This window comes from Roseovarius halotolerans, assembly GCF_900172255.1.
Taxonomy (GTDB): Bacteria; Pseudomonadota; Alphaproteobacteria; order Rhodobacterales; family Rhodobacteraceae; genus Roseovarius; species Roseovarius halotolerans.
This window is the reverse complement of record NZ_FWFU01000004.1, coordinates 548,925-556,087: the sequence shown is the minus strand read 5'-3', so window position 1 is coordinate 556,087 and position 7,163 is coordinate 548,925. Positions and strand designations below refer to the sequence as shown.

6 protein-coding genes and 1 pseudogene are annotated in these 7,163 nt (G+C 64.5%); 4 read left to right on the top strand and 3 right to left on the bottom strand.

All coding sequences use genetic code 11. From position 1 onward, the window contains the following. Positions 1-266: pseudogene (locus tag ROH8110_RS17490) on the top strand (phenylacetate--CoA ligase family protein); the annotation flags it as partial. A 111-nt stretch (positions 267-377) separates the two neighbouring features. Here ROH8110_RS17490 and deoD read toward each other — a convergent pair. Then, positions 378-1,085, bottom strand: coding sequence for a purine-nucleoside phosphorylase (gene deoD / locus ROH8110_RS17485; RefSeq protein ID WP_085819028.1), 708 nt, complete (start codon positions 1,083-1,085; stop codon positions 378-380). A gap of 12 nt (positions 1,086-1,097) precedes the next feature. Then, entirely contained in the window at positions 1,098-1,538 is a 441-nt protein-coding gene (locus ROH8110_RS17480; RefSeq protein WP_085819027.1) for a GNAT family N-acetyltransferase, read from the bottom strand. Between the two features lie 196 nt (positions 1,539-1,734). Here ROH8110_RS17480 and ROH8110_RS17475 point away from each other — a divergent pair, with 196 nt between their 5' ends. After that, the gene (locus ROH8110_RS17475; protein WP_170156516.1) at positions 1,735-2,166 is read left to right on the top strand and encodes a DUF4168 domain-containing protein; all 432 of its coding nucleotides are present in this window, start codon (positions 1,735-1,737) and stop codon (positions 2,164-2,166) included. Between the two features lie 55 nt (positions 2,167-2,221). On the opposite strand, the gene ROH8110_RS17470 is transcribed toward ROH8110_RS17475, so the two are convergent. Beyond that, positions 2,222-4,216 (bottom strand): ethylmalonyl-CoA mutase, encoded by a 1,995-nt coding sequence (locus ROH8110_RS17470; RefSeq protein WP_085819026.1) that lies wholly within the window; start codon positions 4,214-4,216, stop codon positions 2,222-2,224. A gap of 137 nt (positions 4,217-4,353) precedes the next feature. On the opposite strand from ROH8110_RS17470, the gene ROH8110_RS17465 reads away from it, so the two are divergent. Beyond that, positions 4,354-5,721 (top strand): 1-acyl-sn-glycerol-3-phosphate acyltransferase, encoded by a 1,368-nt coding sequence (locus ROH8110_RS17465; RefSeq protein ID WP_085819085.1) that lies wholly within the window; start codon positions 4,354-4,356, stop codon positions 5,719-5,721. Between the two features lie 142 nt (positions 5,722-5,863). After that, complete coding sequence (gene ccrA / locus ROH8110_RS17460; protein WP_085819025.1) at positions 5,864-7,150, top strand: crotonyl-CoA carboxylase/reductase; 1,287 nt, start codon at positions 5,864-5,866, stop codon at positions 7,148-7,150. Positions 7,151-7,163: the final 13 nt, after the last annotated feature.

The following is a 7,163-nucleotide window of genomic DNA, read 5'->3' as shown; positions in this document are numbered from 1 at the left end:
AGATCAAGGGCATGTTCGTGCGCCCCGAACAGGTGGCGGCGCTGGTCGCAGGCCATGCCGAGATCGCCCGCGCCCGCGTCATCGCCAGCCGCGAGGGCGAAATGGACGTGATGACGGTGCAGATCGAAGCCAATGGCGGCGACGCGGACGCCTTCTCGGGGTCCGTGGCCGAGGTGCTGAAACTCAAGGGCAGGATCGAGATCGTCGCCCCCGGCAGCCTGCCCAATGACGGCAAGGTGATCGAGGACCAGCGCAGCTACGACTGAGTGCTGCAAGGATCATCCGGCACCCCCGGCGCGCGATCTGCGGGCCGGGGCGCTGGTGGTCGGGTCCGGGATGCCTCCGGCGGGGATACTTCAGAACAGAAGAAGCCCCGGTCAGTCCGGGAAGGCGGCGGCGAGGGCGATTTCGACCATGTCGGCAAAGCCGGTTTCGCGCGCGGTGCTGTCGAGCGCCTCGCCGGTCTGCAGATGGTCGCTGACCGTAAGCACCGACAGGGCGCGCGCGCCGTGGCGGGCGGCGAGGGTGTAGAGCTCGGCGGTCTCCATCTCGACGGCCAGGATGCCGTGGCGGGTCATCTCTTCGTTGAGGTCGGGGCGTTCGTCATAGAATGTGTCGCTTGAATAGATGCCGCCCACATGCGGGGCGATGCCGCGCGCATCGGCGGCGCCTGCGGCGGCGGCAAGCAGGGTCCAATCGGCGCAGGGCGCGAAATTCAACTCGCGCAGGATCGTCGAAGAGGGCGTCGAGACCGCGCTTGCCGTCATGGCGAGGATCACGTCGCGCAGTTTCACATGTGGCTGCATCCCCCCGCAGGAGCCGATGCGGATCAATGTCCTGACGCCGAAATCGCGGATCAGCTCATTGGCGTAGATCGACAGGCTGGCCATGCCCATGCCGCTGCCGTGGATGGTCACGCGATGGCCGCGCCATGTGCCGGTATAGCCCAGCATCCCGCGGGTTTCGTTGATGCAGCGCGGTGCGTCGAGGAACTGCTCGGCGGCCCATCTGGCGCGCAGGGGGTCGCCCGGCATCAGCACGGTGTCCGCGATATCGCCGGGTCGGGCCGAGATATGGATGGTCATGGGGCGCGACCCTCAGCGTTGATACTTGATGAAGGGGGTGAGGGTGGCGATCCGGTCATAGAGCTTGCGCGCCTCGGTGTTGAAATCCTGTGTCATCCAGTAGACCGAGGGCGTGCCATTGGCGTCGGCGGCGCCGTAGACCGCCTCGATCAGTGCGCGGCCCACGCCCTTGCCGCGCATGTCGGGCGCGGCATAGAGATCCTGAAGATAGCAGACATCCTCGATCCGCCAGTTATGCGGGTGATAGATGTAATGCACGAGCCCGACCGCGCGCGTTCCCTCAAGCGCGAGCATGCCGTTCTGATTGGGGCGCGCCGGGTCCAGAAGCCGCTGGAAGGTGGTGTCATAGACCTCGTCGGATACGCTGGTTTCGTAAAAGTCGAGATAGGCGGTCCAGAGCGCGCGCCAATCTGCCTTGTCGTCCGGTTCGATCAAACGGATGGTGATGCTCATGACGGTTTCCTTTCGCTTTCGCGCAGTCTGGACCAAAAGCCCGCCGGAGTGCCAGCGGGTTCTTGGCGGGCCGCGGGGGCGTGCCTCCCGGCATTTTTCCGCTGATCGGTTTGCAGGCGCGCGCGCGCTGCCCCATGTGCTCTTGGTGGCCCGGGCGCAGGATCCGGGCGAAATTGCACCGAAACGGAGATTCCGATTGACCTTCAAAACCATGCTCGCCCCCGTCATGACCGCGGCCCTGGCGCTGGCCACGCCCCTGGCCGCGCAAGAGACCGAGGCCCCGCAACAGGGTGAAACCCAGCAAAGCGAGGCACCCGCGCAGCAGAGCGAAGCCCCGCAGATCACCGCCGAGTCGCTGAGCGAAGAGCAGCTTGACGCCTTCGTCGAGGCTCTCGTCGCCATCGAGGCAGTGCGGGCCGATTACCTGCCGCGCATCCAGCAGCAGGAAAGCGAAGCGGAACAGAAGGCCGTGATCGAAGAGGCCAACGTGGCCGCCATCGAGGCCGTCGAGGGCGTCGATAACATGACGCCCGAGCAATACATGGCCATCGGCAAAGTCGCGCAGCAGGATGAAGAACTGAACGCGCGCATTCTGGCCAAGCTGGAAGAAGCCCAGAACGAGAGCTGAGAACCGGCCGTCACTCACAGCATCAGGGCCCGTCTCTTGCAGGCGGGCCCTTTTGCTATTCGGCGGCGACGGCCTTGGGGTCTGCGAGCGCCACGATATCCATCATGATCGTGTTCAGCTCGAAATCCTTGGGCGTATAGACGCGCGCGACGCCCATGTCGCGCAGGCGGCGCGCGTCGTCTTCGGGGATGATGCCGCCGACGATGACCGGCACCGCGCCAAGCCCGGCGGCGCGCATCCGCTCCATCAGGTCCTCGACCAGCGGGATATGGCTGCCCGACAGGATCGACAGGCCCACCACATGGGCCTCATCCTCGAGCGCGGCGGCAACGATTTCCGCCGGGGTCAGGCGGATACCCTCATAGCTGATATCCATCCCGCAATCGCGCGCCCGGAAGGCGATCTGCTCGGCGCCGTTGGAATGCCCGTCCAGCCCCGGCTTGCCGACAAGGAACCTGAGGCGGCGGCCCAGCTTGTCGCTGACCGCGTTCACCGCGTCGCGGATATCGTCCAGCCCTTCGGTCTTGTTCGAGGGGCTGCCCGAAACGCCGGTGGGGCCGCGGTATTCGCCATGCACGGCGCGCATCTCGGCAGCCCATTCGCCGGTGGTGACGCCGGCGCGTGCGGCGGTGATCGAGGCGGGCATGATGTTGCGCCCCTCGCTCGCGGCGGCGCGCAGATCCGCCAGCGCCGCCTTGACGGCCGCGTCGTCGCGCTGGCTGCGCCAGTCATTCAGGCGGCCGATCTGTTCGGCCTCGACGGCATGGTCCACCACCATGATGCCGCCATCCTCGCCCATCAGGGGGCTGGGCTCGCCTTCGGTCCACTTGTTCACGCCGACGACGATGGTCTCGTTGCGCTCGATCCGGTTGAGGCGCTCGGCATTGCTGTCGACGAGGCGGGATTTCATGTATTCGATCGCCTCGACCGCGCCGCCCATGCTGTCGATATTGGCCAGCTCGTGGCGCGCGCCATCCTTCAGGGCCTCGACCCGCGCATCGACCGCGGGATTCTGATCGAACAGGTCGTCATATTCCAGAAGGTCGGTTTCATAGGCCAGGATCTGCTGCATGCGCATCGACCATTGCTGGTCCCAGGGGCGGGGCAGGCCAAGCGCCTCGTTCCAGGCGGGCAATTGCACCGCCCGCGCACGGGCCTTTTTCGACAGGGTCACCGCCAGCATCTCGATCAGGATGCGATAGACGTTGTTTTCGGGCTGCTGTTCGGTCAGCCCCAGCGAGTTGACCTGCACGCCATAACGGAAGCGGCGGAACTTGGGGTCTTCGACGCCGTAGCGCTCGCGGCAGATCTCGTCCCAGAGATCGACGAAGGCGCGCATCTTGCACATCTCGGTGACGAAACGGATGCCCGCATTCACGAAAAAGCTGATGCGCCCGACAAGGCGGGGGAAATCCTCGGGCGGGACGCGCGGCTTCAGCTCGTCCAGAACGGCGGTGGCGGTCGCAAGGGCAAAGGCCAGCTCCTGTTCGGGCGTCGCGCCGGCCTCCTGCAGGTGATAGGAACACACGTTCATCGGGTTCCATTTGGGGATGTTGGTATAGCAGTATTCGGCCACGTCGCCGATCAGCTTCAGGCTGGGCGCGGGCGGGCAGATATAGGTGCCCCGGCTCAGGTATTCCTTGATCAGGTCGTTCTGCACCGTGCCCTGAAGCTGGCTGATATCGGCGCCCTGTTCCTCGGCGACGGCGATATAGAGCGCCAGCAGCCAGGGCGCCGTGGCGTTGATCGTCATCGAGGTGTTCATCTGCTCCAGCGGGATCTGGTTGAACAGGTGGCGCATGTCGCCCAGATGGCAGATCGGCACGCCGACCTTGCCCACCTCGCCCTTGGCCAGGACATGATCGCTGTCATAGCCCGTCTGCGTCGGCAGGTCGAACGCCACGCTGAGCCCGGTCTGACCCCGCGCCAGGTTCGAGCGGTATAGCGCGTTCGAGGCTTGGGCGGTGGAATGGCCCGCATAGGTGCGGATCAGCCAGGGGCGATCGGCGCTGCGGGCGGGCGTGGTCGGGTCATTCTGCGTCTGCGACATGGGCGGACCTCGTGAATCAGGATGCGTAATTTTGTTACGTTCCGGCATTTTTATCTGGAATAATGTGGCGCTGTCAATTCGCTGCGTTGCGGCATGAGGGCATTTACCGCGCCGTCAAACCCTGTATTGCTTGGATGATGGGTCAGATGGTTGAAATGCCACTTTGGGTGCTGGTGCTGTTGATCGCCTTTGCGGCGGTGACCTTTGCGTCGCATTTCCTGTTTCCCTCGGTGCGCTGGTTCTTCCGCCGCCGGATGGAGCGTGTGGTCGCCAAGCTCAACGAGCGGCTCGAGCGTCCGATCCAGCCGTTCAAACTGGCCCGCCGCTATGACATGATCCAGCGCCTGATCTATGATCCCGAGGTCAGCCGCGCCATCGCCGATCATGCCAGCGCTGAAGGCATCCCCGAGAATGTCGCGTTCGAGAAAGCCAAACGCTATGCGCGCGAGATCGTGCCGGGCTTTTCGGCGACCGCCTATTTCGGCTTCGCGATCCGCGCGGCAAAATGGCTGTCGCGTGCGCTTTACCGGGTGCGGCTCGGGCATTTCGACGAAACCGCCCTGGCCGGTGTGGATCAGGACGCGACCATCGTGTTCGTGATGAATCACCGCTCGAACATGGATTACGTGCTGGTCACCTGGCTTGCCGCCGAACGCTCGGCGCTCAGCTATGCGGTGGGGGAATGGGCGCGGGTCTGGCCGCTGTCGCGCCTGATCAAGGCGATGGGCGCCTATTTCATCCGCCGCAAATCGCGCAACGATCTCTATCGCCGGGTGCTGGCGCGCTATGTGCGCATGGCGACCGATGCGGGGGTGACGCAGGCGGTGTTCCCCGAAGGCGGGCTCAGCCTTGATGGCGGGCTGACGCCGCCCAAGCTGGGAATCCTGAAATACATCGTCGAGGGGCGGGCGCGCGATGCGCGTGATGTGGTCTTCGTGCCGGTGGCGATCAATTACGACCGCGTCTTCGAGGACCGCATTCTTGTCGCCGCCGGTGAGCGCGGCGAGCGCCGTTTTCACGCCCGTATCAGCGTGGTGGCGCGGTTCATCCTGCATCAGTTCTGGCTCTGGCTCACGCGGCGCTATCACCGCCACGGCTATGCCGCCGTCAGTTTCGGTGCGCCCCTGTCGCTGGCCGGTTTCCAGCAGGATCACCCAGGGGCGCCGGTCGAGGCGTTGGGCCAGCACCTCATGCAGCGGATCGGCGACGAGGTGCCGGTGGTGCCGGTGCCGCTGGTGGCGCGGGCGCTTCTGACTGAGGGCGCAATGCCCCGGTCCGGCCTCGAACAGGCCGTGGCGAAGATGGTCTCGCACCTGCCGCACCGGGATATGTGCCTGCCGCGCGCCGACATGGCGCATGCGGTCGAGTCCGGCTTGCGCACCCTTTTGCGCCGCGGGCTGGTCAGCGAAACCGACGGAGTCATCGCGCCGGTGGGTGAACATGAGGCGATTCTCGCCTTCTATGCCCGCTCGATTGCGCATCTTTTCTGCGCACGCAGCGTGTAGCTGCGTATTTTCTGCGATTGCGAGGTCATAAAATTACAAAAATGCCATTCCCGGCATTGCATTGTTGCGCGATGGATTATATCCCCTTGGTCGACACCGTGATTCTGCATCGCGGCAATTTTGATCGACAAGGAGGCTGGCAATGGCTCTGGATACCGAAACGGGCATCGCGCCCTACGACGCACCGGAAAAGGATCTCTACGAGATCGGCGAAATGCCCCCGCTGGGCTATGTCCCCCGGCAGATGTATGCTTGGGCCATCCGCCGCGAGCGCCACGGCACCCCCGACAAGTCCTTTCAGGTCGAAGTGGTCGATACCCCGGTTCTCGACAGCCACGAGGTGCTTGTCCTGGTGATGGCGGCGGGCGTCAACTACAACGGTATCTGGGCGGGCCTCGGCCAGCCGATCAGCCCCTTCGACGGTCACGGCGCCGATTATCACATCGCCGGTTCGGATGCCTCGGGCATTGTCTGGGCCGTGGGCGACAAGGTCAAAAGCTGGAAAGTCGGCGACGAGGTCGTGGTGCATTGCAACCAGGACGATGGCGACGACGAGGAATGCAATGGCGGCGACCCGATGTATTCGCCCAGCCAGCGCATCTGGGGCTATGAAACCCCTGACGGGTCCTTTGCGCAGTTCACCCGCGTCCAGGCGCAACAGCTTCTGCCGCGCCCGCGTCACCTGACATGGGAGGAAAGCGCCTGCTACACGCTGACGCTGGCCACCGCCTACCGGATGCTGTTCGGCCACCACCCGCATGAGCTCAAACCCGGCCAGAACGTGCTGGTCTGGGGTGCCTCGGGCGGTCTCGGCTCCTTCGCAATCCAGCTCATCAATGCGGCTGGCGGCAACGCGATCGGCGTCATATCGGAAGAGGACAAGCGCCAGTTCGTCATGGATCTCGGCGCCAAGGGTGTCATCAACCGCAAGGATTTCAGCTGCTGGGGTCAGTTGCCCACGGTGAACACCCCCGAATACGCCGAATGGTTCAAGGAAGTCCGCAAGTTCGGCAAGGCGATCTGGGACATCACCGGCAAGGGCAACAACGTCGATATCGTCTTTGAACATCCCGGCGAGGCGACGTTCCCGGTCTCGACCTTCGTCTGCAAGAAGGGCGGCATGGTCGTGATCTGCGCAGGCACCACCGGCTTCAACTGCACCTTCGACGTGCGCTACATGTGGATGCACCAGAAGCGCCTGCAAGGCAGCCACTTCGCCCATCTCAAACAGGCCGCCGCCGCCAACCGCCTGATGGTCGAGCGCCGCATCGACCCCTGCATGTCCGAGGTCTTCCCCTGGGAGCAGATCCCCGATGCGCATGTGAAGATGCTCAACAACCAGCACAAGCCGGGCAACATGGCCGTGCTGGTCCAGTCGCCGAAGACCGGCCTGCGCACCGTCGAAGACGTGCTGGACGCCGCCAAGTAAGCAAGCAACCCTC

Coding starts and splice junctions, on each gene's coding strand:
- deoD (WP_085819028.1), bottom strand. CDS start 1,085: ATGACCATCCATATCTCGGCCCGACCCGGCGATATCGCGGACACCGTG.
- ROH8110_RS17480 (WP_085819027.1), bottom strand. CDS start 1,538: ATGAGCATCACCATCCGTTTGATCGAACCGGACGACAAGGCAGATTGG.
- ROH8110_RS17470 (WP_085819026.1), bottom strand. CDS start 4,216: ATGTCGCAGACGCAGAATGACCCGACCACGCCCGCCCGCAGCGCCGAT.
- ROH8110_RS17465 (WP_085819085.1), top strand. CDS start 4,354: ATGGGTCAGATGGTTGAAATGCCACTTTGGGTGCTGGTGCTGTTGATC.
- ccrA (WP_085819025.1), top strand. CDS start 5,864: ATGGCTCTGGATACCGAAACGGGCATCGCGCCCTACGACGCACCGGAA.